We start from the raw sequence: 24,665 nt of genomic DNA, 5'->3' as shown, positions 1-24,665 counted from the left end.
GGGCCTTCGAGAGGCAACGTCAGTTAAAGATGTTCTGGTGGATAACGCTTTCGCTCTCATTCACCAGGTTCTTGCTGACGCTCTGGATCACCGATTTTTCCAGGGGACCGTTGAGCTTCTGGCGGATAACGCCCAGGAAGTGAGGGCTGGCCACCAGGATCAGGTCGCTGAAGCGGCCTTCCTGTCGGGCCTTGTCCAGGGTCTGGACCAGTTCCCCGGCAAATGCGGCTTCCTCCTGGACGGTGGCGCTGGCTTCCGACATGGCGTGGCCCTGCGCCAGGGATTCCCGGGAGCGTCCGGGCTGGTCCGATACCAGTTCGCTTTCCTTGAGCCGACTCTCGGGGTGCTCCAGTCGGGTAATTTCGGTAGGCATGGCCGTGCGGGCCGTGGTAGCAAGGATTCGTGCATGGGCACTGTCGGCGACCAGAATCCAGATCTTTTCCATTGCATCCTCCACGTCGTTGGTGGGTGAGTTCGGCTCATGACGTGAGTATGGATCAAATCAGCACTATTTGTGATGTTACGAGAAATAGTCTGCTTCCGATACCGTTGGCTGGACTCCGTCTTCGGTCACCAGGTGAAGGCCCTCAGTAAAGGGCACGGCTTCGAATAGCTCGCCGGAATGCGCTACCTGCCGGACCCGTTTGCGTGAGTCACCGAGTACGTATACCGGTTTCCCGGCAGCCAGCAGGGTCCTGGCTATCCGCCCGCTGCCAACCTTGTTGACGAAACAGTGGTCATCGTATTGATCCACCCCAAGCCAGGCGGCATCCAGGGATGGGACCAGGCTGGCGATACTTTCGTCGTTCACCAGATCGCAGGCGATTCCGCGATCCGTCAGAAAACGGTGTTGGGTAGCGCCCTCGTCACCGGGCAGGGAACGGGTTTGGCAGAAGCATATGGTCGGCGCGGCCTGGTGCGCCTGCTCGATGGCGGACAGCAACATACCGCTGTGGCTGTGCAACAGGACCCGGGCACCATTCCAGTCGCCGAGGGAAAGCAGTTGGCGGGCCACCCGGGCGGGGATGTCCGACCACCGGTGGACATAGTCGTCCAGCCTGGCCTGGAAATCGTCGCCTGGTTCGGTCCCCAGGGTGTCCAGTAGGTGATGAACCACTACCATGGAACAGTCGATGTTCCTCAGTTCCTTAAGCGCCCATCGCCGCTGGGCCCGGGACGGCGTGTTGTCCCCCCGGTCACCCAGGGCGTCAATGATCCACTGCACGAGGGTGGATGAGCCGTGTTCCCGGTCTGTGATGATGGTATTGATGCGTTCGGTAAAACGATCCATGCAATTCGCCTGGGTTTATCGGAGCTGGGTAGTAAAGGGGGTATTCAGAGGCCCCTGAACCAAGATTACTTCAGTATCAGCCATCGGAGTTCCGGAAATGTTGGCAGGTTCCTGTTTCAGTCGGGTGATTTCGCTATACTTTCGTTAATCTGCAGGCCATGTCGGACGGTGTATGGCGTGGCTGAATATTGATGAGGTGTGGATGCGTTTTTCCGGTAAAGTCCTGACCACCGGTGCCATTTTCTGTCTGTCCCTGATCCTGCCCTGGTCGTCGGCCACGGCGGATTCCGTGCGTCGTATCGTCCACTCGGATGGACGGGTGGAATTCACCAATGCCCCATCGGGCCAGTCGGCCCGGGCCAGTACCGGTAGCGAGACGGTGTACAAGTTCACTGATGAGAACGGTGTGGTCACCTTCAGCGAGGCGAGGCCCGACGGTGCCAAGTACGACGTCATCCGCTTCGAGTGCTATGCCTGCAAGCCAGATTCCACGGTCGACTGGCACCGGACGCCGCTGTTTGCGGGCCGTTACCAGGAAGAGATCGAACAGACCGCGCGGGAATTCGAGGTGGACCCGGCGCTGGTACAGGCGGTCATCCATGCCGAAAGTGCCTTCAATCCCCAGGCGGTCTCCTCCAAGGGAGCTCAGGGGCTGATGCAATTGATGCCGGCCACGGCCCGGGATGTGGGGGTCAGTGACGCCCTGGATGCGGAGCAGAACATCCGCGGCGGGGTTCACTACCTGGCCCGGATGATTGCCCAGCACGATGGCGACATCAAGCTGGCCACGGCGGCCTACAACGCCGGCCCGGGGGCAGTCAGACGTCATGGTGGCATTCCCCCCTATGCCGAGACCCGCGCCTATGTGAAACGGGTTGGTATCCTGCACGAGCGCTACCGGCTGGCCTCCAATTAATGTCCTATCTACCGGTGCGGTTGGCTCGGTAGAGTAACGAATTACCCGGTTGGGGCACTGGCCCTGAACAGCAGGTCGAATACCTGTGGAAGTGGGCCGTCCCCCTCATCAAACGCTCCCTGGCCGGGGCGCTCTCCCCAGAATGCGCGATAACCATAGGCCCCCAGGGTATCGCACACCGTCCGGTAGCTGTTGGGTGTCCTGTCGGAATCCGGTCCGCGCACCTCGCACCAGATCACGGGCCTGTGGCCCTGGCCCAGGTAGCCGGTCATGCCACGGACCACGGCCCCCTCGAACCCTTCCACATCGATCTTGATCATCCCTATGCCTGCTCCCTGGTCGGGCAGTTCCGACAACAGCGCGTCCAGCCGTCGTACCCGGACATCGATGGTGGCCTGGTACAGGGACGGTTTGCGCTCTTCCCCGGCCGGTTGATTGCCGGGAGCCTCGGACACCAGGGAGTTGCCCCCGGGGTTGGACTCGGACACAAAGAACCGGGCGATGCTTTCAGCGTCACCCACCGCCACCGCAAACACAGTGGGGTAGAGCTCCGGATGCCGCTTCAGGAAGTCGCCGTGGCCGGGCTCCGCTTCCACTAACACGGGATCGAAACCCGCCTCCCGGGCAAGCAGGCTGTACAGGCCCAGGTTGCTGCCCACATCCAGGAAGGTGCCTGGCGGGCCCCGGCGGCTTGCCACGTCGATAATCACCCGGTTCAGGGGGCTGGCGCGGTAATGCCGTAACAGGTTGCCGTAGTAGCAACTGAGCAGGCGCTGGTTGCAGGCACTGAGGTCAACCAGGAACTGGCGGCCATCACTGGTGCTGATCTTTTCCATCTGTGCGCCCGGAGGTGGCGGGTAGAGCCGGTCCATGACGGACAGGCCCAGGTCACGGCGACGTCCGGTGATCTTCATATCAAAAGGCAACAGGCCAAGAATGTTTCGCAGGGCCCTCTTGCTGGCAGGTTCGAGGATGCTGGGCATGGCTGGGATCTCCTCCCTAGGTGAGCGGTACTCCTTGGGTACGGCCTGACTTTTACCCCAGATAAGCTAGCGCAGGGTGGTTGTACAGGAAATGTTCAATTTGTACCCATATACGGTGGAATGCAGTGCTTGCAGCCTGGGCTAGACTTTTCCATATTGGGGCTGTCTACGCACACCAGGAGGAATCATGAGCGCGAATGCCGACCAGAATGTACGACCGGACTACGACGACCTGCTCAAACAGATTGCTGACTACGTGCTGGACCATGCTATTGACAGCGACGAAGCCTGGACCACGGCCCGCCACTGCCTGATGGATACACTCGGGTGTGGGCTGCTGGCCCTCAGGTATCCGGAGTGTACCAAGCACCTGGGACCGCTGGTGCCGGGTACGGTGGTTCCCCAGGGTGCCCGGGTGCCGGGTACCTCGTTCGAGCTGGACCCGGTCAAGGCGGCGTGGGATATCGGTTGTATCGTGCGCTGGCTCGACTACAACGATACCTGGCTGGCGGCGGAGTGGGGCCACCCGTCGGACAACCTGGGGGGCATCCTGGCGGTGGCCGACCAACTGTCCCGCAGGCGAGTGGCCAACGGCCAGCCGCCGCTGACCATGAAAACGGTACTGGAGGCCATGATCAAGGCCCATGAGATCCAGGGGGTGCTGGCGCTGGAGAATTCCTTCAATCGGGTGGGCCTGGATCATGTGGTATTGGTGAAGGTGGCGTCCACGGCGGTGACCGCCTGGCTGATGGGCGCCAGCCGCGATCAGTTGCTGTCGGCCCTGTCCCATGCCTGGGTTGATGGGCAGTCACTGCGTACCTACCGCCATGCCCCCAACGCCGGTTCCCGCAAGTCCTGGGCGGCCGGGGATGCCACGTCCCGGGCGGTGCGGCTGGCGGACATTGCCATGCGGGGCGAGATGGGCATTCCTGGCGTGCTGACGGCACCGCAATGGGGCTTCTACGACGTGCTGTTCAGCAAGACCAACCGCGACCAGGCCCTGAAGCCGGAAGACCAGCGCCGGTTCACCCTGCCACAGCCCTTTGCCAGCTATGTGATGGAGAACATCCTGTTCAAGATTTCCTTCCCGGCGGAATTCCATGCCCAGACCGCCGCCGAGGCGGCGGTCATTCTCCACCCCCAGGTGAAGGATCGGCTGGACGATATCGACCGGGTCGAACTGACCACCCATGAGTCCGCCATCCGCATCATCTCCAAGCAGGGTCAATTGGCCAACGCCGCCGACCGGGACCACTGCCTGCAGTATATGACGGCAGTGCCGCTGATCTTCGGCGAGTTGACGGCGGATCACTACGAAGATGGATTCCACGAGGCCCATCCGGAGATCGACCGGATCCGGGATCGCATGGTGGTCGTTGAGGATGAACGATACAGCCGCGAGTACCTGGAGCCGGACAAGCGTTCCATCGCCAATGCCATCCAGGTGTTCTTCAAGGACGGCAGCAGCACCGAACGGGTGGCCGTTGAGTATCCCATTGGTCATCGCCGTCGGCGGGAGGAGGGCATCCCCCTGCTGGAGGAGAAATTCCGTAGCAACCTGGCAACCCGGTTCCCGGGGCAAACCTGCCGGCGTATTGACACCCTGTGCGGCGACCAGCCGTCACTGGAGCAGACCCCGGTACCGGCGTTCATGGACCTGTTCGTGATCTGAGGGACGTGGCCCCCGGTACCAATCCGGCGCTTAAGCCTGTGCTGCTTCCGCCGATGTGTCGATGCGGTACTTGTCGGTCAGGTTGTACAGGGTGGGGCGAGTAATTCCCAGCAGGCGGGAGGCCTGGGCCATATTGAAGCCGGTGGTCTTGAGGGCCTGCATGATGGCATTGCGCTCGGCGGTTTCCCGCACCTGGCGGAGATTGAGCTGGTTGTCTCCCGGCTCGGTATCACCGTTCAGTTCCAGGTCGCCGGCGGTGATCCGCTTGCCTTCGGCCATGATGGTGGCCCGTTTGACCTTGTTGATCATTTCGCGGACGTTGCCGGGCCAGGGATAGCCGTTGATGGCCCGCACCGCATCGTCGCTGAACGACAGGGTGGGGCGGTCCATCTGGCGGGACAGGCTTTGCAGCAGGGAGCGGGCGATCAGCAGCGGGTCGCCCTGACGGTCACGCAGGGCGGGCACCTCCAGGGTGATTTCACTGATCCGATAGTACAGGTCTTCCCGGAACTCGCCAGCGTCGATTAACTGCCTGACGTCGCGGTGGGTGGCGCAGACCACCCGTACATCCACTTCCACTGGCTTGACGCTGCCCACCCGGTCCACCGAACGTTCCTGCAGGAAACGCAACAGCTTGGCTTGCAGGGCCATGGGCATATCACCGATCTCGTCCAGAAACAGGGTGCCGCCGTTGGCGCTTTCAATCTTGCCCTTCTTGCTCTGGGTGGCGCCGGTAAAGGCCCCTTTCTCATAGCCGAACAGCTCGCTTTCCAGCAGGTTCTCGGGAATGGCCGCGCAGTTGATGGCGGCGAAGGGCTGCTCGGCCCGATGGCTGAGATCATGGAGGGCCCGTGCCAGCAGTTCCTTGCCGGTGCCGGTCTCTCCGGAAATCAGGGTGGTGACGTCCGTGGGAGCGACCTTTTCAAGGGTCCGGCAGACCGTCAGCATCTGTGGGCTGGCGGCGACAATACCCTTGATATTGGCGCCGTTCTGGCGGCTGGCCAGTTCCCGGTTTTCCCTTTCAAGTTCGGCAAGGCGGAAGGCGCGGTTGACCACGAAGGCGAGGATGTCCGGGTCCAGGGGTTTCTGGTAGAAGTCGGACGCGCCCATGCCAATGGCCTTGACGGCGTTCTCCTTGTCCTCGCGACCCGTCACCACGATAACTTTGACCATGGGCGACAGCCGCAGGATATCATCGAGCAGGGCAAAGCCTTCCGAGGCACCGCCGGGGTCCGGGGGCAGGCCCAGGTCCAGTGTGACAACCTGGGGTTCATTGCGGCGGAGGCTGGCCAGTGCCGATGCCCGGTCCGCGGCGACATCCACCTCCAGGTCACTGCTGAAACACCAGCGCATCTGGCTCTGGAGGCCCGGGTCATCTTCTACGATCAGTAAGCGTTTGGTCACAACAGAATAAATCCTTTTCGTTGTTGGGAAAATTCTCCAGACCGGACACTGCGTCTCTTTCAGTTTCGGCCGAAATCAGGAGGAATGCAATCCTCCAGCCCGCCCGGGTAGGGTTTCGGGCTCGTCGGGGAGGGCGGCGGGCGGCTCCCCGGAGGCGACTTCGCGGGTCGGCTGGGTGGCGATCTTCACCGTTGGCAGCAGTACCGAGAAGCATGATCCCATGCCCGGTTCGCTGGTGACATCGATATTACCGCCAATCTGGCGGACGTATTCCCGTGCCTGATAGGCACCGATGCCCATGCCGGTCAGCCCCTTGGTGCTTTCGAACGGCTTGAAGAGCTGCATGCGGATAAACTCCTCACTCATGCCGGTGCCGCTGTCCTGGATGAATAATACCACATGGTCCGCGGAGGCCTTGAGGGTCAGTGTCACCTCTCCGTCTGGAGGTGTGGCGTCCTGGGCGTTCTGGATGAGATGGCCCAGTACGCTCCATAACTGGTCGTGGTCTGCCCGAACCATCACCGTATCGGGCGCTCCGGTGACTCTGGGGCGCGGCTGGTTGCGAGCGTAGTGTGACGCCAGCTCGTTAATCATCTGCTGCAGGTTAAGCGGTGCCTGGGCACCCTGTTCCGAGGCGGGCTTGCGGATATGGTCCACCAGGTTCGACATCTTCTGTACCGCATGCTCCGTGGTACTGATCATGTCATCGATGAACGCCGGGTTGTCCCGATGGTGGTTGGCATTGCGCACCAGCAGCGACAGTTGCGCGATCAGGGTCTTCAGGTCATGGACCATGAAGGCGGAGGCCTTGCTCACCGCCTCGAACTGCATGGCTCTGGAGAGCCGGTTCTGGGCGTCGGCCTGGGCCAGCAGGTTACAGGTCTGGCGGGCCACCACCCGAACCAGGTCAAAGTTCTCCCAATTCAGCTCAACCCGGGCGTTGGAGCGGCCCACCAGGGTAATGCCGTAGAGTTCATTGCCCAGGTACATGGGAATCAGCAGCCAGCCCCGGTCGAACTTGAGGATGGGGTCCGGTATTTCCAGCAGGTTATAGCGCACCGGGTCGTTACGGTACTCTTCCAGATCGATGATCCACTCCCGGTCGCCGAAGAACTGGGCCAGCTCGCAGTCGCCGTCGATACTGGTGAAGCGGGGCTGGTGGAGGTTGACGGTGCTCTGGAGCATGAAATTGCCGTCTTCGTCCCGGACCCAGAGTGCGCCGGAGGAACTTTCCACCAGGCCGGCCAGGATCCGCACGATGCGCTCCGGTAGCGGCGGATCGTCGCTGAGGTTGGCCAGCTCCCGGGTCATCTTCAGCCATTCCTCCCGGTAGTCGTACTTGTAGTCGAAGAAGTTCTGGCTGATAAACACCATCAGGCGGGCCCGGAACCGCCGTGAGGTCAGCAGCAACGCCAGGAACGACAGGGCCGCGGTGATGAACAGCATCTGCAGGGCGTCGCCCCATTCGCCACCCAGTACCCGGACGTAGTAGCCACCGGCAGCCGCAAACAGCAGGTAGATACCGGCAAACACCAGGGCGCTGACGTGGAACATGGCGTTGCGGGAGAGCTGGAACTCCACCGGCTGTTTGCGGGTGTTCATCATGGTGATGCCCAGCAGCGGGACAATCACGGTGTTAACCGCTCCCCTGGCGTCCCAGAAGCCGCTGGAAACCTGGCCAAACAGCAGGGCATCGGTATACATGAAGAAGTCATAGGCGAACAGCGTCAGGATGCCGATGCACAGGTAACGGATACTGGAACGGCTGGACTGCACGGAGTTGCGCCAGATCTGTTCCACCAGGCAGATGCCCAGCAGGGACAGGGAGATCTGGCCCACGATCTTGAGCTTGCCGCTGACCAGCGGGATATTGAGCAGGGACTCCAGCGCCGCCAGGGTGAACAGCACGAAGATCACCGAGAAGGTCAGGAAGCCCAGCAGTCGCCGGGTCTGGTGGGCCTCCATCCGGTGGCGGTCGGCGGAACGCAGCAGGGCCAGAAGGACGATGACCCAGCCGGCGTCCCGCAGCAGTTCCAGCAGGTAGCGGATGATAAAGGACGGTTCGCCCCAGAGTTGCTGGGTGACCAGCGAGCCCGCCCAGAAGAAGGACAGTATGGCCGCCAGCAGCAGCACCCGGTCCGATGTGCGGCGGAGGTAACGGGTCACGATCAGCCCGCCCAGCAGCAGGAAGGCCAGGGAGGCGGCAGCGTAGCTGATCAGTCCGAATTCATTGAACATCGACGGCACATCCTGTGATCTTGGTGGCCCCCGGCTTCAGGGCCCCTACACCGGGTGTTTGTTCTCCCGATAATAATGGAATATATCATCCAGGGTGCGTTTTGGGCGAAAACCGAACTCCTTTGCAAAATGCCGACCGTCGATGATGACCGGGTACTTGAAGAAATCCATCAGGTAGGGGGGGAACCGTTTCAGGTTCAGCAGCCGAAGTATGGTGCGTGGCAGGATCGGCGGAATCGACGGAATGGGTACCTGCTGGCAGCCGCAAAGCTCCAGTGCCCGCTGGTAGGCGACCCAGTCGTCGGGTGCCACGTTGTAGATGCCTTTCTTTTTCCGGTGCCAGGCCCGCACGATGGCGTCGGCCATGTCGTCGATATGGATAAACTGCATCATGGGCGAGAAACCGGCCAGCACCGGCGCCCGTTCCCCGGACAGCAGGGTACTGATGGCGTTGCGCACGCCGGGGCCGACGATGTTGCAGGGCCGCAGGATGGTGATGTTCAGGTCCGGGTAGCGCCACAGGTAGATGTTGGCCAGGTTCTCCAGTTCCACTGAATCCACCAGGTCCATGGTCAGGCCGGCGGCCTTGAGGGGGGCTTCCTCGTCAATCAGCGCCGGGTTGAAAGGCATGGCGCCGTATACATGGTAGGTGGACAGGATCATGAGCCGGCCAACCCTGTACTTGTGGCTGAGATCCATCAGCTTGTGGGTGCCCAGCACATTGGCGTTGTAGCGTTGCAGGCGGGTTTCCTGGCTCGACATGATGCGGCCCAGGTGGATAACGCCATCAAAGTGGAAGCGCCGGAACAGGTCCTCGAAAACCCGCTTGTTGAAATCGATGCAGTAGCTGGGGATGTCGTCCCCCAGCCAGACCTGTTCCCGGAAATCCACCGCCACGATGTCGCAGGTCTCGCGGAGCTGGCTGATCACTTCCTGGGCGAGGGTGCCGGCGGCGCCGGTCACCAGGATCTGTGGCCGTTTGCTGGATGGCATCAGAATATCCTTCTCCGCTGGTTCAGTCCCCTCTTGATCATCTCGCCGACGGCGGCCTTGACCAGTTCCACCCGTGCCGTGACCTGCTCCTCGGGAATGTCGTCGTTGTCGAAGAACATGGGCTCCCCGACGCAAATGTGCACCTTGGCCGGAAGCACTATCGGCGCCGCCAGGGGAAAATAGGGCAGGCCCAGCAGTCTGGCCAGGGGCTTGATGTTGGCCAGGGCGGGAATGGTTTCCTCGCAACCGACAACCCCGACGGGCACCACCGTGGCATTGTATTTCATGGCCAGGTGCATGAAACCGTTGCCGAAGCGCTTGAGCTGGTACCGGTCACGGTAGAGCTTGCCGGAGCCCCGGATACCCTCCGGAAAGACGATCACCGCCTCGTCGTTGGCCAGGATCTTGGCGCAGTTCACCGGGTCCCCCAGCACGGCGCCGAACTGGTTCAGCAGGTTGCCGAGGTAGGGAACCGTGGGGAAGAAGCGTTCAATCATCGCCCGGGGAATGCGCGGTCTGTCCTTGCGGGAGGCCAGTGCGAAACCGATCAGCAGACCGTCGATGGGCAACTGGCCACTGTGGTTGGCGATGATCAGTACCGGGCCCTCCGCCGGAATCCGGTCAATGCCATCCACCTCCACCCGGAAGTACTTTTCGTAGATTTCCCGGGTGATGGCGTAACCGATCTTGAGGGTGTCGTTGTTGTAGCCCCATGGATCATACCCCAATGACCCAATGGGTTTACCGATCCGGTCGATCTGCTCGTCCAGTTGGCTGGAAACAAGACGGCGCTTGAGAAACTCTGCCAGGCTCATCGGTCATCCTTTCCTGTTCTATTCCCGCAGTATAGGCAATGGGTTCCGGTCGTCAGCCCGCAGGCCGATGTTTTCGACGATTACCTGACCGGCGTCAGCTCCTGGCCAGGGTCATCGACAGGGCATGGCTGGTTTCGGGCGCCACCTGTCGCCCGTCATCGGCGGCGTTGGCGGTTTCCACACACAGCATGCCGGTCCAGGCATCGTCCGGAAAATCCGACAGCCGGCCTGCCTTTTCCGGCCCCGGGTTCCAGACCACGGTGGACTCGCTGCCCTTCGCTGTCAGCAGGTAGCGGTGGGGCGGCGAATGGATATCCAGATCCGGTGCGCCCTGATAGATCCGGTCCGTTTCCCCGTCAAAGGTTACCCTGCCTGTCTGGGATCTCCGCTGCCAGCCATCCAGTGTGTCCAGGTAATGGCAGCCGTCAAACCCATAGAGGTGAGTGCCCCGGATGTCGTCCGTCGGCAGGTAGGTGTGCAATGCCTGGGTGATGCTCAGGGGCTCCCGGCCGGTGTTGAGGGTTGTCAGTTGCAGCGACAGGGTATCCGGGCGGAAACAGAAGGTCAGGGTGGCCCGGGCCTGGCCTGTCCAGGGAAATCCGGTGGTGGCATCCAGGGTAAGCGTGATGGCGACCTGATCGCCGGACTCTTCGATGGCGTCCACTGACCACGGGGCGGTGCGGGCAAAACCGTGGGCCTTCCCCGTTTGTACACGTTCCTTCACGGTATCCGGATTGCGGTCCGGGTCGCCGAACCAGGGCCAGCACACAGGAATGCCGCCACGGACGGCGACGCCTGGCTGGAAGCGGGCCGTGGGGCTCATCCACAGCCAGTTGCTGTCACCGGTCGGGGCGAAATGCACCAGGTGGCCCCCCTGGAGCGCCAGGGTGGCCCCAAATCCGGGGTGGTGAACATGGAGGGCGTCGAGGCCGCCCAGTGTTGTCCGTTGGGTGTAGCGGGTCTGTGTCCAGTCGACCATGGGTATCCTGTGGTAATTGCCTACCGGAAATTGTAGGCAGGGGCTTCCGGTTCTCTGCAGAAGTTCTAGAATGCACGTTTTTACCTGCGGGGAAAACTCCCTATGACCATTGTTTCCATCCTCCAGTCAGACGCCGACGCTGCTTCCCCGGAATCCGCGTCCACATGCCCCGATGAAGGCTGGCTGGATACCATCGCCGGCCAGCTGTCGGAATGGGGGTGGCTGACACTGGACGTATCGCCACAACTGGGGCCAGGCCTGCTGACCGGACTGCGCCGTGAGGTGAATATCCTGGAGAAGACAGCTGCCATGGAGCGTGCCGGTGTTGGGCGTGGCGCGGACTTTACCCAGGATCGTTCGGTCCGCCGTGATCGTATTGCCTGGCTCGATGGCGAAACCGCCGACCAGCAGCGCCTGTTCAACTTCCTGGAGGACATCCGGGTGGGGCTGAACCGTCGGCTGTTCCTGGGGCTGCAGCGTTTTGAGGCTCACTATGCCAGCTACCAGCCCGGGGATTTCTATCGTCGCCACCTGGATAGTTTCCGTGGCCGTGCCTCCCGGGTGGTCAGCCTGGTGCTGTACCTCAACCAGGGCTGGGATTCCGGCGATGGCGGTGAGCTGCAGGTGTTCAACCGGGAGAACCCGGGGGAAATCTGTGGTCGTGTATCGCCGGAGGCGGGCAGGGTGGCCATCTTCATGAGTGAAGAGGTGCCCCATGAGGTGTTGCCGGCGAGTCGTCCCAGGCACAGTATCGCGTGCTGGTTCCGCCAGGACGTGGTACCAGTCCCCCTGACGGGTGTTTGATTGGATAGCTCTGACCGGATAGAAACAGGTGACTTATGGGGATTGATACCATCCCCACCTGCTGCTACTATGCGCGCCGCGCTCGGGTAATCCGGGCCATCGTTATGGTGGTCCTGCTGGTGCCCCCGCAACGATAAACCGTGAACCCGGTCAGGCCCGGAAGGGAGCAGCCGCAGCGGTGGATTCGTGTGCCGGGGTGTCGCTGGTGGGGCCACCCCCAGTTTCTTCCCGCTTTTCTAATCAGCCTTCACGCCGTCAACGTCCTGTTGCCCGCTGACCTTCACAGGGTCGCCATCAGCCGGTGCGCTGAATACCACCACCTTATTCCGCCCCTGTTCCTTGGCCCGATAGAGCGCTGCATCGGCTTCCCGGATGATATCGCCCCACTCGATCCGTCGGTTGGCGGAAAAGATCGGCGCCAGTCCGGCGGTCAGGGTATGGCGGATAAAGTGGCCGTCATACTGGGTGGGGTACTGCTCAAAGGCCTGGCGGATGCGTTCGGCAATGCGCAGGGCCTGGCGCTCTTCCCGCACCTGGACCAGCATGGCGAATTCCTCTCCTCCGTAGCGAAGGCATGTGTCCCCGGGGCGGCAGTGGGTGCGCAGCAGGCGCCCGAATGCCCGCAGGACGCAGTCGCCGGCATCGTGGCCGTACTGGTCGTTCAGCTCCTTGAAATGATCCAGGTCGATCATGATCAGATAGACAGGGTCTCCGGTTTGCCGGAACCGGGCCTGGTAGTGTTCCAGCGCCTGGGGGAAAACCCGCCGGTTGTTGAGCCCGGTCAGGGCGTCCTGCCGGGCCAGGGTGAGCGCCTGTCGCCGGTCCCTGTCCCAGGCAATCAGGCGTTCCCCCAGGGCGACCAGCAGCAGGCAGGATTCCAGTACCGCACTGATCTGGGTGAACACGAGTGGGTCCATGCCCCAGTTGAACAGCGGAGTGCCGGCACTGAGCACGCTGATCAGGAGTCCGATGCCGTACACGGCCCAGGCAAGGGCGTACCAGCGGGCGTAGCGCTGACCACGACGCCAGGCCAGGTAACCGATCATCGGCAATAATGCCAGTAACGCCAGCGACGCGAAGGACAGTGCCAGAACCGGCTCATATACCCCCAGGAGCCGGAGGCCGATGCCTGCCGCCATGATTACCTGGAGAATGATTGCGCCCCGGTTGAACAGTGGGAACTTGTCCCTTGCCTTTAGGAAATGCCGGGAGAACTGCAGGGCAGTGATTGATGTGGCCAGGAACAGGACATGAAAGCCCTCGTTATGCAGGAATACCGACGAGGGCCACAGATACTGGTAGGCAAAGCCGTTCAGCGCTGCCCACATCAGCGTGCTGAAGGTGAGGAACAGGGCGTAGTGGAGGTAGACCACCTGACGAAGCAGGGCCGCGCCCAGCAGGGCGATCAACAGCAGGGTCCCCATGACGCCGAAGAAGACGCCGTAGGCCATGTACTCGCCACGGCTCCGTTCCGCGAAGTGGGACGTTTCGGACAGGTGAATATTCAGGCTGACGGAATCAGCCTTGTTCGGGGCGTAGGCCATCTTTACGTACAGGTCGGTGTATCCGCCGGCTGCGGTTGCATGGGGGAAAGCCAGGGTGCGATAGGCCAGGGGGCGGTCATCGAACGGAACCCGGTCGCTGAGGGAGACCTTCCTGAGGATGTCATCGCCGTCCGAGTAATAAAGGGTGATGTGGTCCAGGTAGCTGGTTTCGTGATGCAGCACCCAGGGTATGCTGTCGGTACCCCCGGTATTGTCCAGTCGGAATCGCACCCAGAACGTTTTGCCGGTAATGCCCTGGTTGACGCTGGCGGCGGTAAGGGGCTGGAAATCCTTGTCCTGAACGTCCTCCAGGGTGCTGTCTGAAGTCGTGCTCAGATACTCCGCCGGTGCCCGGATCAGCTCGTGTTGCAACCCGCTGATATCTAGGGCGGGAAGGGATGCTCCCGCGGGCACTGCCAGGGTAAGGAGCGCGATCAGTGCAACGATGGTCAGGGGAGGGGCAAATGTTCGCAAGGGCGGGACCATACTGGACGACAATCTCAGGACGCAATTCAAGCATAGAGCAATGGCGGCCCGGTAGGAATAGCTTGCCTGGTAACTGCATGTTACCGGTTGTGAGCCGGTTTCCGAAGACGATATTTTTCACCTTCTTATGATACCGGGTCCGTGCTAAGGTTAGCGCCATTAACCAGCCGTAGTTGATGGATCATGAGTTACCAGGTACTAGCCCGCAAATGGCGCCCCCGCACGTTCAGCGACATGGTCGGTCAGGAGCATGTGCTCCAGGCCCTGGTCCATGCACTGGAACACAATCGCCTGCATCACGCCTACCTGTTTACCGGAACCCGTGGCGTGGGCAAGACCACCATTGGTCGCCTGCTGGCCCGTTGCCTGAACTGTGAGACTGGCATTACCGCCAACCCCTGTGGCGAATGCAGCAGTTGCCAGGAAATCCTCGACGGCCGTTTTGTCGACCTGATCGAAATCGACGCCGCCTCCCGCACCGGGGTGGATGACATGCGGGAACTGACCGACAACGTCCAGTATTCCCCCACCCGCGGACGCTACAAGGTGTACCTCATTGACGAGGTGCACATGCTCACCAACCAGTCCTTCAACGCCTTCCTGAAGACGCTGGAGGAACCCCCGGAACACGTCAAGTTCCTGCTGGCCACCACCGATCCGCAGAAGCTGCCGGTGACCGTGCTGTCCCGGTGCCTGCAGTTCAACCTCAAGCGCATGACGCCGGAGCATATCGTTAGCCACCTGCGTTACATCCTGGGTGAGGAAACGGTGCCCTTCGAGGAACCGGCGTTGTGGCAGCTTGCCCGTGCGGCGGACGGCAGCATGCGGGATGCCCTGAGCCTGACCGACCAGGCCATCGCCTTCGGTAACCAGAAACTGGCGGCCAGTGATGTCAGCAGCATGCTCGGCACCATCGACCAGCGGGATGTGGAGAAACTGGTGGATGCCCTGGTCAGCAGTAACGGGCCCGAGCTGCTGGCGGAGATCGACCGGATCTCGGACTTCGCGCCGGATTTCAGCGCCATCCTGGCGGACCTGCTGTCCCTGTTTCACCGCATCACCATGGAACAGGTGGTGCCCGGCAGCGCCGACAACGCCATGGGCGATGCCCACCGGGTTCAGGAACTGGCCCGCCAGTTGAGCGCCGAGGATGCCCAGTTGTTCTACCAGGCGGCCCTGGTGGGGCGGAAGGATCTTGAGATTACGCCGGATGCGCGCATGGGCTTCGAGATGACCCTGCTGCGTATGCTGGCTTTCCGGCCGGGGGCCGAGCGTCGCGACCCGCCGCTGGTGGGTAGTGGTACGCCAGACCGGAACCGTGCCCGGGAGGGGGCCACCGACGGTGGTTCGGGCGATCGGGAATCCGGGGAAGAACCCGCCCCTGCGGCAGTGGAAGCCGGGGCGCACCGCTCCGCGTCGGAGACATCGGTTGCCTCTACCCCGGAACCGTCAGCGCCTACACCACAGCCGGAACCCGAGATTGCGGCACCAGCGGGTACGGAGACGCCAACCGGTGCCGAAGCAGGGGAGAGTCACGGACAGACCCGGGTGGATAACCCTCAGCCGGCGCCTCTTGACAATCCGGGATCTGCCCCCATGGACAGTCCCGGGCAGGACGCTCCGTCCCGGTCAACGGACGAGGTGATGGAGGCTGCGCCGGCGGATAATCCGTCGCCACAACAGCCGCAGCCGGTGCAGGAATCGGCACCATCGCCAATGGCCGAAGCCCCGTCGGAAGACGACAGCCTGATGGCCATGGCAGACCAGATGGCCGCCGGTGCCGAAGCGATGGATGACGTGCCCTGGGATACGCCGGAGGCGGAGCCGACGCCAGCCATGGCTGAACCGGAAACCGCACCGGAACCGGTTGCGCCTGCGCCGGAACCGCAGGCACCGGTACCCTCGGAGCCGGCAGAGTTGCTCAATGCGGAGGGGTTTGTCTGGTCCCGGGATTTCCGGCAGCTCGGTATCGTGGGCATGCCCGGCAACCTGGCCAGCCAGGCCTCCTGTGAGCGGGATGGTGATCGCTTCCTGCTGACTATGGATGAGGGGCACTACCGGCTGCTCACCGATCGCCACCGGGAAAAGATCCTGGAGGGGCTGCGCGGGGCCTTTGGCGATGGGGTCACGCTGGAGGTCGTCCAGGGTGATGCCGGCGACCAGACGCCCATTGGCTGGGAAACCCGGGAGAAGGTCCGGCGCCAGCAACAGGCCGAGCAGGCCATTGACCAGGATCCGAACGTGAACGCCATTGTGGAACGGTTTGAGGGGCGGGTCGTCAAAGAGAGTATCCGGCCCCTTCAGAAGTCAGCCGGCTAGGTGCTATTAAGAGGCTCCCCAGGCACACAACATTGTGAGGTGGACGACATGATGAATGGTATGGGCGATATGATGAAAAAGGCCCAGCAGATGCAGGAAGAAATGCAGAAGGCCCAGGAGGAAGCGGCCAAGTCGGAAGTGACGGGTGAGGCCGGAGCCGGGCTGGTCAAGGTGACCATGAATGGTCGCCACGATGTCCGCAAGGTGGATATTGACGATTCCCTGCTGTCGGAAGACAAGGAAGTGCTGGAAGACCTGCTGGCGGCCGCGATCAACGACGCGGTAAGACGCGTGGAGGCAGACCAGAAGGAGCGCATGTCCGGGTTGATGTCGGGCATGGGGCTGCCGTCGAACTTCAAGATGCCGTTCTGACGGCCGATAGTTAACTGACGGCGCTCTGAGAAGGGCGCTGACTGATCCAACATTGTCATTGCAGGAGTACGGATGGCTTTCAGCCCACTGGTGGATGAACTGGTTGAATCCCTGAGATGTCTGCCGGGGGTAGGGCAAAAGACCGCCCAGCGCATGGCCTTTCACCTACTGGAAAAGGGGCGTGCCGGTGGCGAACGGCTATCGGAAGCCCTGTCCTCGGCCATGACCGGGGTGCGCCGCTGTGAAAGCTGCCAGAATTTCTCCGACACTCCCATCTGTCCCATCTGCGAAAACCCCGAACGTCGCGGTGGCACCATCTGTGTGGTGGAAAGCCCCTCGGACTTGCTGGCCATTGAGCAGGCCGGTGACTACCAGGGCGGTTATTTCGTGCTGATGGGGCACCTGTCGCCTATTGATGGCATCGGCCCCGAGGACATCGGTGTGGAACGGCTGCTGCGTCGGGTGCGGGAGGAGGGCGTGACGGAGCTGATCCTGGCCACCAACCCGACCGTGGAAGGTGAGGCCACCGCCCATTACATTGCCGACCGCCTGGATGGCTCCGGTGTGCTGACCACGCGGCTGGCCCATGGCATCCCCGTTGGCGGGGAACTGGGTTATGTGGACGGCTTTACCCTGACCCATGCCTTCCGTGGCCGCAAGCCACTGGCGGAATGATCCATGGCTGACCGGGAGTTTACATGAACCAGGCCCTGCCGAGCGTGCCGCCGATACCCGACGTGTCCCGCTGGCTCACTACCGTTGACGAGCTGGACGCCTGGCTGTCCGGGCACCGGGATCAGCCCCTCGCGCTGGATACCGAATTCGAGCGGGTATCCACCTTCTTTCCCATTCCCGGGCTGGTGCAACTGGGTGCTGGCGGCTCCCTGAAGCTGGTGGATCCGTCCGTGGCCGAACAGTGCACCCGTTTCCGGGAAACCCTGGCGGACAGTGAGCGCCCCAAACTGCTGTACGCCATGGGCGAAGACCTGGAGCTTTTCCGGCACTGGCTGGACCTGGAGCCCCGGGGCCTGCTGGATCTGCAGCTTGGGTCGGCACTGGCGGGTGCGGGCTTCTCCGTGGGCTATGCCCGCCTGGTGGAATCCCTGTTTGGTGAAGCCCTGGACAAGTCCGCCACCCGTTCCGACTGGCTGGCCCGGCCGCTGACCCCGGCGCAGGAGGAGTACGCCCTGGACGATGTGCGTTTCCTGGAGCCACTGTACCGGTGGGTCACCGAAAGACTGGCAGAGCGGGGCCTGGAGAGCGCCCTGGCGGAGGAGTCCGACCGCTTCGCCGCGGACCTGCTGGCTCAGTCGGAACCCGCCGATGCCTACCTCAAACTGAAAGGGGGCTGGCAGCTCCCACCGGAAAAGCAGCAGGTGCTCCGGGCGCTGGTGGTATGGCGTGAGCAGGAATGTCGCCGCCGTGACCGGCCCCGGAACCGGGTGCTGGCGGACCCCGCGCTGATCGGTATTGCCGACCGACTGCCGGACAATGCCGGTGCCCTGGCCGCGGTCGACGGCGTGCCCCCGGTGGTGGTGCGCCGCTTCGGCGACCAGCTCCTGGCAGTGGTCCGGGAGGCGAGACAGTCCGGTGAGGTGCCCGGGGTACTGATCGACCGACCGCTGACACGGCCCCAGCAGGACCTCTACCGTCGCATAAAGAAAAGTATGGTCCGTGCCGCCGAACAGGCAGATGTACCGGTGGAATTGCTGGCCCCCCGCAAGCGCCTGGAGGCCCTGTTGCGGGAGGGGAACCCGGCCAAAGGCGACCTGGGATTTTTCGATGCGGGATGGCGGGCCCAGGTGCTGGCCAGTGAGCGTGCCGGCATCGTGGCGTTACTTGAACAACAGGAAAACCATGACTGACAAGACCTTTGTGTCCGTCTTTCGCAGCAGTGCGAGGGAGGATACCTATCTTTACGTAAAGCGGGGGCAGGACTGGAACGAACTGCCTGAATCGCTACGGGAAATTTTCGGACAGCCGGTCCACGCTCTGGACTTGGTGCTGACCCCGGATCGCAAACTGGCCCGCACCACCGGCCGGGAGGTGCTGGAGGCCATCCGGGACAAGAACTACTATCTGCAGCTTCCGGAGAAAGCGGACAGCTATATCGTGGCGTTCAAGGAAAAACTCAGGGACTTCGGTGCGTGATTGCGGAAATTCCCTTCTGGCAGCGTAAACGCCTCGAGGACATGACGCCCTCGGAATGGGAATCCCTGTGCGACGGCTGCGGCAAGTGCTGCCTGGAGAAGCTGGAGGATGACGAGACCGGCGACGTGTATTATACCGACCTGGCCTGCAGCCAGATGGACACCGCCACCTGCCAGTGCCGGAGCTACCAGAATCGCCAGCAGGTGGTTCCCGGGTGCACGGTGCTGACGCCGGACAACATTCACCAGTTCCACTGGTTGCCAACCACCTGTGCCTACCGGACCCTTGCCGAGGACCGTCCGTTGCCGGACTGGCACCCGCTGCGCTCCGGCGACCCGGACACGGTCCACGAGGCCGGCGTCTCGGTCGCCCACCGGGTGATGCCGGCCAGCGAAGTGCCCGAGCAGGACTGGGAAGAACACATAATTCATTGGGTATTGTAAAGGATCCACTAAGACCTATGACTGACTCTCTGCCTATCGCCGCGCTGGATACCGACTCCCAGACCGCCTACGCTTTGTTCTGGAGCATCTATGCGGCAGGCTTCGCCCTGTTCTACTGGGCCATGGCCAGGCTGATCCGCTGGCTGCCCCTGTACGGTGTCCGCACCTTTGTGAAGGCGGCCCTGATCGTGCTCATCGCCACCCCGGTCCAGTCCGCCATGGTGGACGGCTGGTGGGTGCCGGCCTGGCTCTATGGAGGCTACGAGACCTTCCTGGGGGACCCGTCGGAAGCGGCTCGTGCCTTCTTTAACATGGGAGCCGCCGCCATGGTCATGCTGCTGGTGTGGATACTGGACCTGGTGCGGTACCGGTTCACCCGTCGCTGAACCGGGCCTGATAGCGTTTCCAGGCCATCGTCTCCCGCGGTTTCGTAGTGTGCCGTGCGGTGAATTCGCTGACCTACTGTGCCACTGAGAGCCTTGAGAGCAAGGCGCGGTGGCGAAGGTTTGGTGGTTCCAAATCGAGCCGGCGCAACGCGGCTATCAAGGCTCTCAGTGGCTCCCGAAGGGCGCGACGCTGGGGCTTCTGGCCGGTGTTGCCAGCCCTTGATGTGGAACCACCACACCAGCGGACTGGCGCCTTGGCCAGAAGCCCCAGCGTCACGCAGTAGGTCAGCGAATTCACCGCACGGCACACTAGCCCGATAACAACAAGAGGACCTGTTCATGGCGATGCGAAAGCTGCTTTTCACGTTGATTTTCCTGTCGACGTTGACGCTTTCATCCGTACAGGCCCAGGAAGGGCAAATCCCGCCCGCCCGTGATGTGCGGGTGGTGGTGGATATTTCCGGCAGCATGAAGGTTAACGACCCGGACAACCTCCGGCGCCCCGCCGTCAGGCTGATTGCCCGGCTGCTTCCCGAAGGCACCCAGGTGGGGCTGTGGACCTTTGGCCGGATGGTCAACATGCTGGTGCCCCACGATGCCCTGGACGACGAACTGCGGAACACGCTGGTGTCGGACTCCGACAAGATCAATTCCGTGGCCCAACGTACCAATATTGGCGGCGCTATCGAGGAGGCCGCCGACAACTGGTACGCCCCGGACCGCTCCCTGACCAATACCCACCTCATCCTGCTCAGTGATGGCAAGGTGGATATCTCCCCGAACCAGGCCAGCAACGACCGGGAGCGTAACCGCATCCTGGAGGAACTGGTGCCGGCCCTGGCGGAGCAGGGGCTCACCATCCATACCATCGCCCTTTCCGGAGAGGCCGATCTGGACCTGCTGGGTGCGATCGCCGATATGACTGGGGGCGTCGCCCGGGTGGCGGACTCGGCGGACGAACTTAGCCGACTCTTCGCCGACACCATGGGGCAGGCGGTTCCGGCCAACGAAGTGCCACTGGAGGACAAGGGCTTCACGGTGGATGGCGGCGTCGAGGAGTTCACCGCCCTGATCTTCAGTGCCACACCGGCGGGCCAGCGGGAACTCGCGCTGGTAAACCCCGAAGGCGAGCGCTATGGGCCTGACGTTGAAGAGGAAACCGTGCGCTGGGCCCGGGAGGCGGGTTATGACCTGATCACCGTAACCCGACCCGAAGCCGGGGACTGGCAGATGGAAGGTACCCCGGGGGAGGGTAGCCGCGTTACCGTGGTGAGCGACCTGCGGCTGGAGGTGGAACCCATACCGGCCCGCTTCCGGTTGGGGGAAGAGGTAGACCTCCGGGCCTTCTTTACCGAGGAAGGGGAACGGATCACCGACCCGGATTTCCTGGGCGTGATTACGGTCACCCTCAGCATGACCACGGAGGACGGTCGTCAGGGCAGTCGCGTACTCAATGAAGGCCAGCCGCCGGCGGATGGCATCTACCAGGACACCATAGCCAGACTGCCCGAGCCGGGGCAATATCTGCTGGAACTGGAGGCCGATGGCAGTACTTTCTCCCGTAAGTTCCGCAAGACCCTGGTGCTGGAAGCTCCGGAAGGGGCAGGCCCTGTCCCGGCGGATGGGGACAGCGTGCCGCTGGCCCCCGAAACCGGGGACGATGCCGACCAGGCAGGGACAGACTCCGCGTACCAGCCGGAATCGGACGGCCCCATCGATCTGTCCCAGCTCGAGGAACCGGCGCCTGAACCTCCGGCGGAGCCCGAACCCACGCCCCAACCGGAAGAGCCGTCCGAGACCGATGCCTCGCCACAGGCGTCGGACGCGGAGCCATCACTGACTGACCGCCTGCTGGCCTGGTGGCCCTGGGCCGCCGGGGGGCTGGGGGCGTTGGTCCTGGCTGGTGGAATCCTCCTGCTGCTGAAGCGCCGCCGTGGGGCCGGTGACGAAGACGCCTTGGCCGGCGCAGCCGACGATGCTCCGGAAGACGTTGGGCCGGACGCGACCGACGACTCGGACATGACCTCGTCGGAACAGGCCGCTGCAGTTGACGACAACCTGTCAGGGGAAGTGGAAGAAGACGCCGTTGATCCTGACCAGGAAGAGGCACCCGGGGACGCGCTTGTTGACGATTCCACAGAGGATTCGGCCGCCAGTGACTCCAGGGATGGTCAGGAGGAAGTCCCCGAACCAGCCGCTGTCGATGATGGCGATGCCGGGGAACCCGAGGCACCGAAGGAGGGGGAAGGCAGCCCCCGGCCGGAACCTGAGGCTGAGCAAACCGAGCCAGCCACCGAACCGCAGGGCGAGGAGCCCCCCACCGCAACCGTGCCGGAGGACGCCGATTCGCCGGAGGACGAACCAGCGGAGGACGACGACGAGGAGTTCGGGCTGGAGGATTTCGACCTCTCGGACATCGACGACCTGCCTGATCTGGAGACGGATGAGGACGAAAACGAGCGCGAGAAACCGTCCGAAGAGGACAAGAAGCCGAAAGAGTAACGCCGCTGGCGCTTATCACTGACGGGTAAAAAAATTATACTCTTGCACCATTACCGATTACCGGGGTGTGATCTGGTTGTTTTCTACCATGATCCCCGGCGCACATTTACCCGTTACATCGAACACAGGATCCAATGTCATGAAGTTCACCGGTACCGATAAATACGTCGCAACAGAAGATCTGCAAATGGCGGTTAACGCCGCCGTCGCCCTGCAACGCCCACTGCTGATCAAGGGCGAGCCCGGTACCGGCAAGACCCTGCTGGCGGAAGAAATGGCCGAGGGACTTGGCCTGAGGCTGATCCCGTGGCACATCAAGTCCACCACCAAGGCCCAGCAGGGGCTCTATGAGTACGACGCCGTCTCCCGCCTGAGGGACTCCCAGCTCGGCGATGAAAAGGTCAAGGACATCCGCAACTACATCGTCAAGGGCAAGCTTTGGGAGGCTTTCGAGGCGGACGAGCAGGTGGTGCTGCTGATCGACGAGATCGACAAGGCGGACATCGAGTTCCCCAACGACCTGCTGCTGGAACTGGACCGCATGGAGTTCTTCGTCTACGAAACCCAGCAGTTCGTCAAGGCCAAACAGCGTCCTATCGTGGTGATCACCAGTAACAACGAGAAGGAACTGCCGGACGCTTTCCTGCGCCGCTGCTTTTTCCACTACATCAATTTCCCGGAGCACGACACAATGCAGCACATTGTAGACGTGCACTTCCCCGGTATTCAGCAGGATATTGTCCGGGACGCCCTCGAGGTCTTCTTCGACGTTCGCAAGGTGCCGGGACTGAAAAAGAAACCGTCCACCTCCGAGCTGATCGACTGGCTCAAGCTGCTGATGGCGGACGACCTGTCCCGCAAGATGCTGCAGGAGAAAGACACCAGCAGTGCCCTGCCGCCGCTCTACGGCGCCCTGGTCAAGAACGAGCAGGATGTGCACCTGCTGCAGAAGCTGGCCTTCATGGCCCGCCGCAAGAAGTGATGCAGGGCGTCCGGGGCAGGGGGCTGCCCTGGCGGACATTTGATTCAACGGCCTCTTCTGGGAGGACGCCATGCTGATAGATTTTTTCATGGAAGTTCGTGCAGCCAGGGTGCCCGCCAGCCTGCGCGAATACCTTGACCTGCTGGAGGCCCTGCAAAAGCGGCTCGCCTTCGCGGATATGGAGGAGTTCTACTACCTGGCACGCCTGTGCCTGGTCAAGGACGAACGCCACTTCGACAAGTTCGACCGGGCCTTCGACGCCTATTTCAAGGGCATCGAGAACCTGGATGAACTGATGGAGGCGCTGATACCGGACGACTGGCTGCGGGCCGAGTTCGAGAAGCAGCTTTCCGAGGAGGAAAAGGCGCAGATCGAGTCCCTGGGTGGCCTGGAGGAACTGATCGATACCTTCAAGAAGCGCATGGAGGAGCAGAAGGAGCGCCACCAGGGCGGGAACAAGTGGGTTGGTACCGGGGGCACCTCGCCGTTAGGTGCCAATGGCTATAACCCGGAGGGCTTCCGCATCGGCCAGAACGAGGGCCGCCATGGCCGTGCCGTGAAAGTCTGGGAGAAGCGTCAGTTCCGGGATCTGGACGACAGCATCACCCTGGGCATCCGCAACATCAAGGTGGCCCTGCGCCGGCTCCGCAAGTTTGCCCGCCAGGGCGCCGCCGACCAGTTGGATATGGACGACACCATTCGCTCCACCGCCCGCAATGCGGGCTACCTGGATCTGAAGATGGTGCCGGAGCGCCATAACGCCGTGAAGGTGCTGCTGTTCTTCGACGTGGGCGGCTCCATGGACCCCCATGTGCGGGTCTGCGAGGAGCTATTCTCCGCCGCCCGGATGGAGTTCAAGCACATGGAGTACTTCTACTTCCACAACTTCATCTACGAGTCGGTGTGGAAGAAGAATGTGCGCCGTCTTAACGAGACCACGCCGTTGTGGGATGTGCTTCACAAATACAGCTCTGACTACAAGGTGATCTTTATTGGTGACGCCACCATGGCCCCCTATGAGATTACCCATCCCGGCGGTTCCATCGAACACTGGAACGAGGAAGCCGGTGCGGTCTGGTTCCAGCGCGTGTACGAGCATTTCCGCAAGGTGGTGTGGATCAATCCGCTTCCGGAGAGCTACTGGGGGCGGGGCGGCTCACTGGGCATTACCCGCCAGTTGGTGGGTGATCACATGTACCCGCTCACCATTGAAGGCCTGGAATCGGCCATGCGTTACCTGAGTAAGTAAGCCTGGTCGGGTGACTCCCGTCACAGGGAGCCGATAGCACTGTAACACCAGATTCAGCCCGGCCCTTGTGCCGGGCTTTTTGGTATCTGATAAAAAATAAGACATTTTCAGTTAACGTCTCACTGTGCTTCAATTC

22 protein-coding genes and 1 other RNA gene are annotated in these 24,665 nt (G+C 62.3%); 14 read left to right on the top strand and 9 right to left on the bottom strand.

Annotation, left to right across the window (positions count from 1 at the left end; genetic code table 11):
* Positions 1-19: 19 nt before the first annotated feature.
* Positions 20-445: a host attachment protein gene (locus tag ACJO2E_RS08100; RefSeq protein WP_406963369.1), complete on the bottom strand. Its 426-nt coding sequence runs from the start codon at positions 443-445 to the stop codon at positions 20-22.
* 75 nt (positions 446-520) lie between these two features.
* Positions 521-1,291 (bottom strand): eIF2B alpha/beta/delta subunit family protein, encoded by a 771-nt coding sequence (locus tag ACJO2E_RS08095; protein ID WP_406963368.1) that lies wholly within the window; start codon positions 1,289-1,291, stop codon positions 521-523.
* A gap of 202 nt (positions 1,292-1,493) precedes the next feature.
* Between ACJO2E_RS08095 and ACJO2E_RS08090 the strand changes: the two genes are divergently transcribed.
* Entirely contained in the window at positions 1,494-2,207 is a 714-nt protein-coding gene (locus ACJO2E_RS08090; protein WP_406963595.1) for a transglycosylase SLT domain-containing protein, read from the top strand.
* Between the two features lie 41 nt (positions 2,208-2,248).
* On the opposite strand, the gene ACJO2E_RS08085 is transcribed toward ACJO2E_RS08090, so the two are convergent.
* Positions 2,249-3,190: an FkbM family methyltransferase gene (locus tag ACJO2E_RS08085; protein ID WP_406963367.1), complete on the bottom strand. Its 942-nt coding sequence runs from the start codon at positions 3,188-3,190 to the stop codon at positions 2,249-2,251.
* A gap of 187 nt (positions 3,191-3,377) precedes the next feature.
* Here ACJO2E_RS08085 and ACJO2E_RS08080 point away from each other — a divergent pair, with 187 nt between their 5' ends.
* A complete protein-coding gene (locus tag ACJO2E_RS08080; RefSeq protein WP_406963366.1) occupies positions 3,378-4,862 on the top strand; it encodes a bifunctional 2-methylcitrate dehydratase/aconitate hydratase in 1,485 nt (494 codons plus the stop codon).
* A 30-nt stretch (positions 4,863-4,892) separates the two neighbouring features.
* Here ACJO2E_RS08080 and prsR read toward each other — a convergent pair whose 3' ends face one another.
* From prsR to ACJO2E_RS08055, 5 genes are all read right to left on the bottom strand, one after another.
* Positions 4,893-6,266: a PEP-CTERM-box response regulator transcription factor gene (gene prsR / locus ACJO2E_RS08075; RefSeq protein ID WP_406963365.1), complete on the bottom strand. Its 1,374-nt coding sequence runs from the start codon at positions 6,264-6,266 to the stop codon at positions 4,893-4,895.
* Positions 6,267-6,341: 75 nt separating this feature from the next.
* A complete protein-coding gene (gene prsK / locus ACJO2E_RS08070) occupies positions 6,342-8,504 on the bottom strand; it encodes an XrtA/PEP-CTERM system histidine kinase PrsK (protein ID WP_406963364.1) in 2,163 nt (720 codons plus the stop codon).
* 45 nt (positions 8,505-8,549) lie between these two features.
* Entirely contained in the window at positions 8,550-9,497 is a 948-nt protein-coding gene (locus ACJO2E_RS08065; protein ID WP_406963363.1) for an SDR family oxidoreductase, read from the bottom strand.
* The gene (locus ACJO2E_RS08060) at positions 9,497-10,312 is read right to left on the bottom strand and encodes a lysophospholipid acyltransferase family protein (RefSeq protein ID WP_406963362.1); all 816 of its coding nucleotides are present in this window, start codon (positions 10,310-10,312) and stop codon (positions 9,497-9,499) included. Before ACJO2E_RS08060 ends, ACJO2E_RS08065 begins: the two co-directional genes overlap by 1 nt.
* A gap of 94 nt (positions 10,313-10,406) precedes the next feature.
* Positions 10,407-11,291: a D-hexose-6-phosphate mutarotase gene (locus tag ACJO2E_RS08055; RefSeq protein ID WP_406963361.1), complete on the bottom strand. Its 885-nt coding sequence runs from the start codon at positions 11,289-11,291 to the stop codon at positions 10,407-10,409.
* A gap of 102 nt (positions 11,292-11,393) precedes the next feature.
* Here ACJO2E_RS08055 and ACJO2E_RS08050 point away from each other — a divergent pair, with 102 nt between their 5' ends.
* Both ACJO2E_RS08050 and ffs read left to right on the top strand, forming a co-directional pair.
* Complete coding sequence (locus ACJO2E_RS08050) at positions 11,394-12,095, top strand: 2OG-Fe(II) oxygenase (protein ID WP_406963360.1); 702 nt, start codon at positions 11,394-11,396, stop codon at positions 12,093-12,095.
* 114 nt (positions 12,096-12,209) lie between these two features.
* Positions 12,210-12,306: signal recognition particle sRNA small type (ffs, locus tag ACJO2E_RS08045), an RNA gene on the top strand.
* 25 nt (positions 12,307-12,331) lie between these two features.
* Here ffs and ACJO2E_RS08040 read toward each other — a convergent pair.
* Complete coding sequence (locus tag ACJO2E_RS08040) at positions 12,332-14,113, bottom strand: sensor domain-containing diguanylate cyclase (RefSeq protein WP_406963359.1); 1,782 nt, start codon at positions 14,111-14,113, stop codon at positions 12,332-12,334.
* Between the two features lie 195 nt (positions 14,114-14,308).
* Between ACJO2E_RS08040 and dnaX the strand changes: the two genes are divergently transcribed.
* The 10 genes from dnaX to ACJO2E_RS07990 all read left to right on the top strand — a co-directional run bounded on the left by dnaX (position 14,309) and on the right by ACJO2E_RS07990 (position 24,529).
* Entirely contained in the window at positions 14,309-16,444 is a 2,136-nt protein-coding gene (gene dnaX, locus ACJO2E_RS08035; RefSeq protein ID WP_406963358.1) for a DNA polymerase III subunit gamma/tau, read from the top strand.
* A gap of 48 nt (positions 16,445-16,492) precedes the next feature.
* Entirely contained in the window at positions 16,493-16,816 is a 324-nt protein-coding gene (locus ACJO2E_RS08030) for a YbaB/EbfC family nucleoid-associated protein (protein ID WP_406963357.1), read from the top strand.
* Between the two features lie 72 nt (positions 16,817-16,888).
* Positions 16,889-17,491: a recombination mediator RecR gene (gene recR, locus ACJO2E_RS08025; protein ID WP_406963356.1), complete on the top strand. Its 603-nt coding sequence runs from the start codon at positions 16,889-16,891 to the stop codon at positions 17,489-17,491.
* Positions 17,492-17,514: 23 nt separating this feature from the next.
* On the top strand, positions 17,515-18,681 hold the full coding sequence (locus ACJO2E_RS08020; protein WP_406963355.1) for a ribonuclease D: 1,167 nt from the start codon (positions 17,515-17,517) through the stop codon (positions 18,679-18,681).
* Positions 18,674-18,967 carry a YcgL domain-containing protein gene (locus ACJO2E_RS08015; RefSeq protein WP_406963354.1) on the top strand — a complete coding sequence of 98 codons (294 nt, stop codon included), beginning with the start codon at positions 18,674-18,676 and terminating at the stop codon, positions 18,965-18,967. Before ACJO2E_RS08020 ends, ACJO2E_RS08015 begins: the two co-directional genes overlap by 8 nt.
* Entirely contained in the window at positions 18,964-19,410 is a 447-nt protein-coding gene (locus ACJO2E_RS08010) for a YcgN family cysteine cluster protein (RefSeq protein WP_406963353.1), read from the top strand. The genes ACJO2E_RS08015 and ACJO2E_RS08010 overlap by 4 nt, the downstream gene beginning before the upstream one ends.
* A 17-nt stretch (positions 19,411-19,427) precedes the next feature.
* Positions 19,428-19,796 (top strand): hypothetical protein, encoded by a 369-nt coding sequence (locus tag ACJO2E_RS08005; protein ID WP_406963352.1) that lies wholly within the window; start codon positions 19,428-19,430, stop codon positions 19,794-19,796.
* A gap of 339 nt (positions 19,797-20,135) precedes the next feature.
* Entirely contained in the window at positions 20,136-22,298 is a 2,163-nt protein-coding gene (locus ACJO2E_RS08000) for a VWA domain-containing protein (protein ID WP_406963351.1), read from the top strand.
* A gap of 139 nt (positions 22,299-22,437) precedes the next feature.
* Complete coding sequence (locus ACJO2E_RS07995; RefSeq protein WP_328184443.1) at positions 22,438-23,280, top strand: AAA family ATPase; 843 nt, start codon at positions 22,438-22,440, stop codon at positions 23,278-23,280.
* 70 nt (positions 23,281-23,350) lie between these two features.
* Entirely contained in the window at positions 23,351-24,529 is a 1,179-nt protein-coding gene (locus ACJO2E_RS07990) for a vWA domain-containing protein (RefSeq protein ID WP_406963350.1), read from the top strand.
* The last annotated feature ends 136 nt before the right edge of the window (positions 24,530-24,665 follow it).

The sequence above is a fragment of the Marinobacter shunpengi genome (assembly GCF_045449695.1).
Classification (GTDB): domain Bacteria; phylum Pseudomonadota; class Gammaproteobacteria; order Pseudomonadales; family Oleiphilaceae; genus Marinobacter.
The sequence above is the reverse complement of the archived record's forward strand: the minus strand, read 5'-3'. Positions and strand labels throughout refer to the sequence as shown.

Excerpts from the sequence above, each read along its gene's own strand:
- ACJO2E_RS08080 (WP_406963366.1), top strand. The coding sequence starts at position 3,378 with ATGAGCGCGAATGCCGACCAGAATGTACGACCGGACTACGACGACCTG.
- ACJO2E_RS08095 (WP_406963368.1), bottom strand. The coding sequence starts at position 1,291 with ATGGATCGTTTTACCGAACGCATCAATACCATCATCACAGACCGGGAA.
- ACJO2E_RS08065 (WP_406963363.1), bottom strand. The coding sequence starts at position 9,497 with ATGCCATCCAGCAAACGGCCACAGATCCTGGTGACCGGCGCCGCCGGC.
- ACJO2E_RS07990 (WP_406963350.1), top strand. The coding sequence starts at position 23,351 with ATGCTGATAGATTTTTTCATGGAAGTTCGTGCAGCCAGGGTGCCCGCC.
- ACJO2E_RS08020 (WP_406963355.1), top strand. The coding sequence starts at position 17,515 with ATGAACCAGGCCCTGCCGAGCGTGCCGCCGATACCCGACGTGTCCCGC.
- ACJO2E_RS08015 (WP_406963354.1), top strand. The coding sequence starts at position 18,674 with ATGACTGACAAGACCTTTGTGTCCGTCTTTCGCAGCAGTGCGAGGGAG.
- ACJO2E_RS08005 (WP_406963352.1), top strand. The coding sequence starts at position 19,428 with ATGACTGACTCTCTGCCTATCGCCGCGCTGGATACCGACTCCCAGACC.
- ACJO2E_RS08000 (WP_406963351.1), top strand. The coding sequence starts at position 20,136 with ATGGCGATGCGAAAGCTGCTTTTCACGTTGATTTTCCTGTCGACGTTG.
- ACJO2E_RS08030 (WP_406963357.1), top strand. The coding sequence starts at position 16,493 with ATGATGAATGGTATGGGCGATATGATGAAAAAGGCCCAGCAGATGCAG.
- ACJO2E_RS08085 (WP_406963367.1), bottom strand. The coding sequence starts at position 3,190 with ATGCCCAGCATCCTCGAACCTGCCAGCAAGAGGGCCCTGCGAAACATT.
- ACJO2E_RS07995 (WP_328184443.1), top strand. The coding sequence starts at position 22,438 with ATGAAGTTCACCGGTACCGATAAATACGTCGCAACAGAAGATCTGCAA.
- ACJO2E_RS08060 (WP_406963362.1), bottom strand. The coding sequence starts at position 10,312 with ATGAGCCTGGCAGAGTTTCTCAAGCGCCGTCTTGTTTCCAGCCAACTG.
- ACJO2E_RS08100 (WP_406963369.1), bottom strand. The coding sequence starts at position 445 with ATGGAAAAGATCTGGATTCTGGTCGCCGACAGTGCCCATGCACGAATC.
- prsK (WP_406963364.1), bottom strand. The coding sequence starts at position 8,504 with ATGTTCAATGAATTCGGACTGATCAGCTACGCTGCCGCCTCCCTGGCC.
- dnaX (WP_406963358.1), top strand. The coding sequence starts at position 14,309 with ATGAGTTACCAGGTACTAGCCCGCAAATGGCGCCCCCGCACGTTCAGC.
- recR (WP_406963356.1), top strand. The coding sequence starts at position 16,889 with ATGGCTTTCAGCCCACTGGTGGATGAACTGGTTGAATCCCTGAGATGT.
- ACJO2E_RS08055 (WP_406963361.1), bottom strand. The coding sequence starts at position 11,291 with ATGGTCGACTGGACACAGACCCGCTACACCCAACGGACAACACTGGGC.
- ACJO2E_RS08090 (WP_406963595.1), top strand. The coding sequence starts at position 1,494 with ATGCGTTTTTCCGGTAAAGTCCTGACCACCGGTGCCATTTTCTGTCTG.
- ACJO2E_RS08050 (WP_406963360.1), top strand. The coding sequence starts at position 11,394 with ATGACCATTGTTTCCATCCTCCAGTCAGACGCCGACGCTGCTTCCCCG.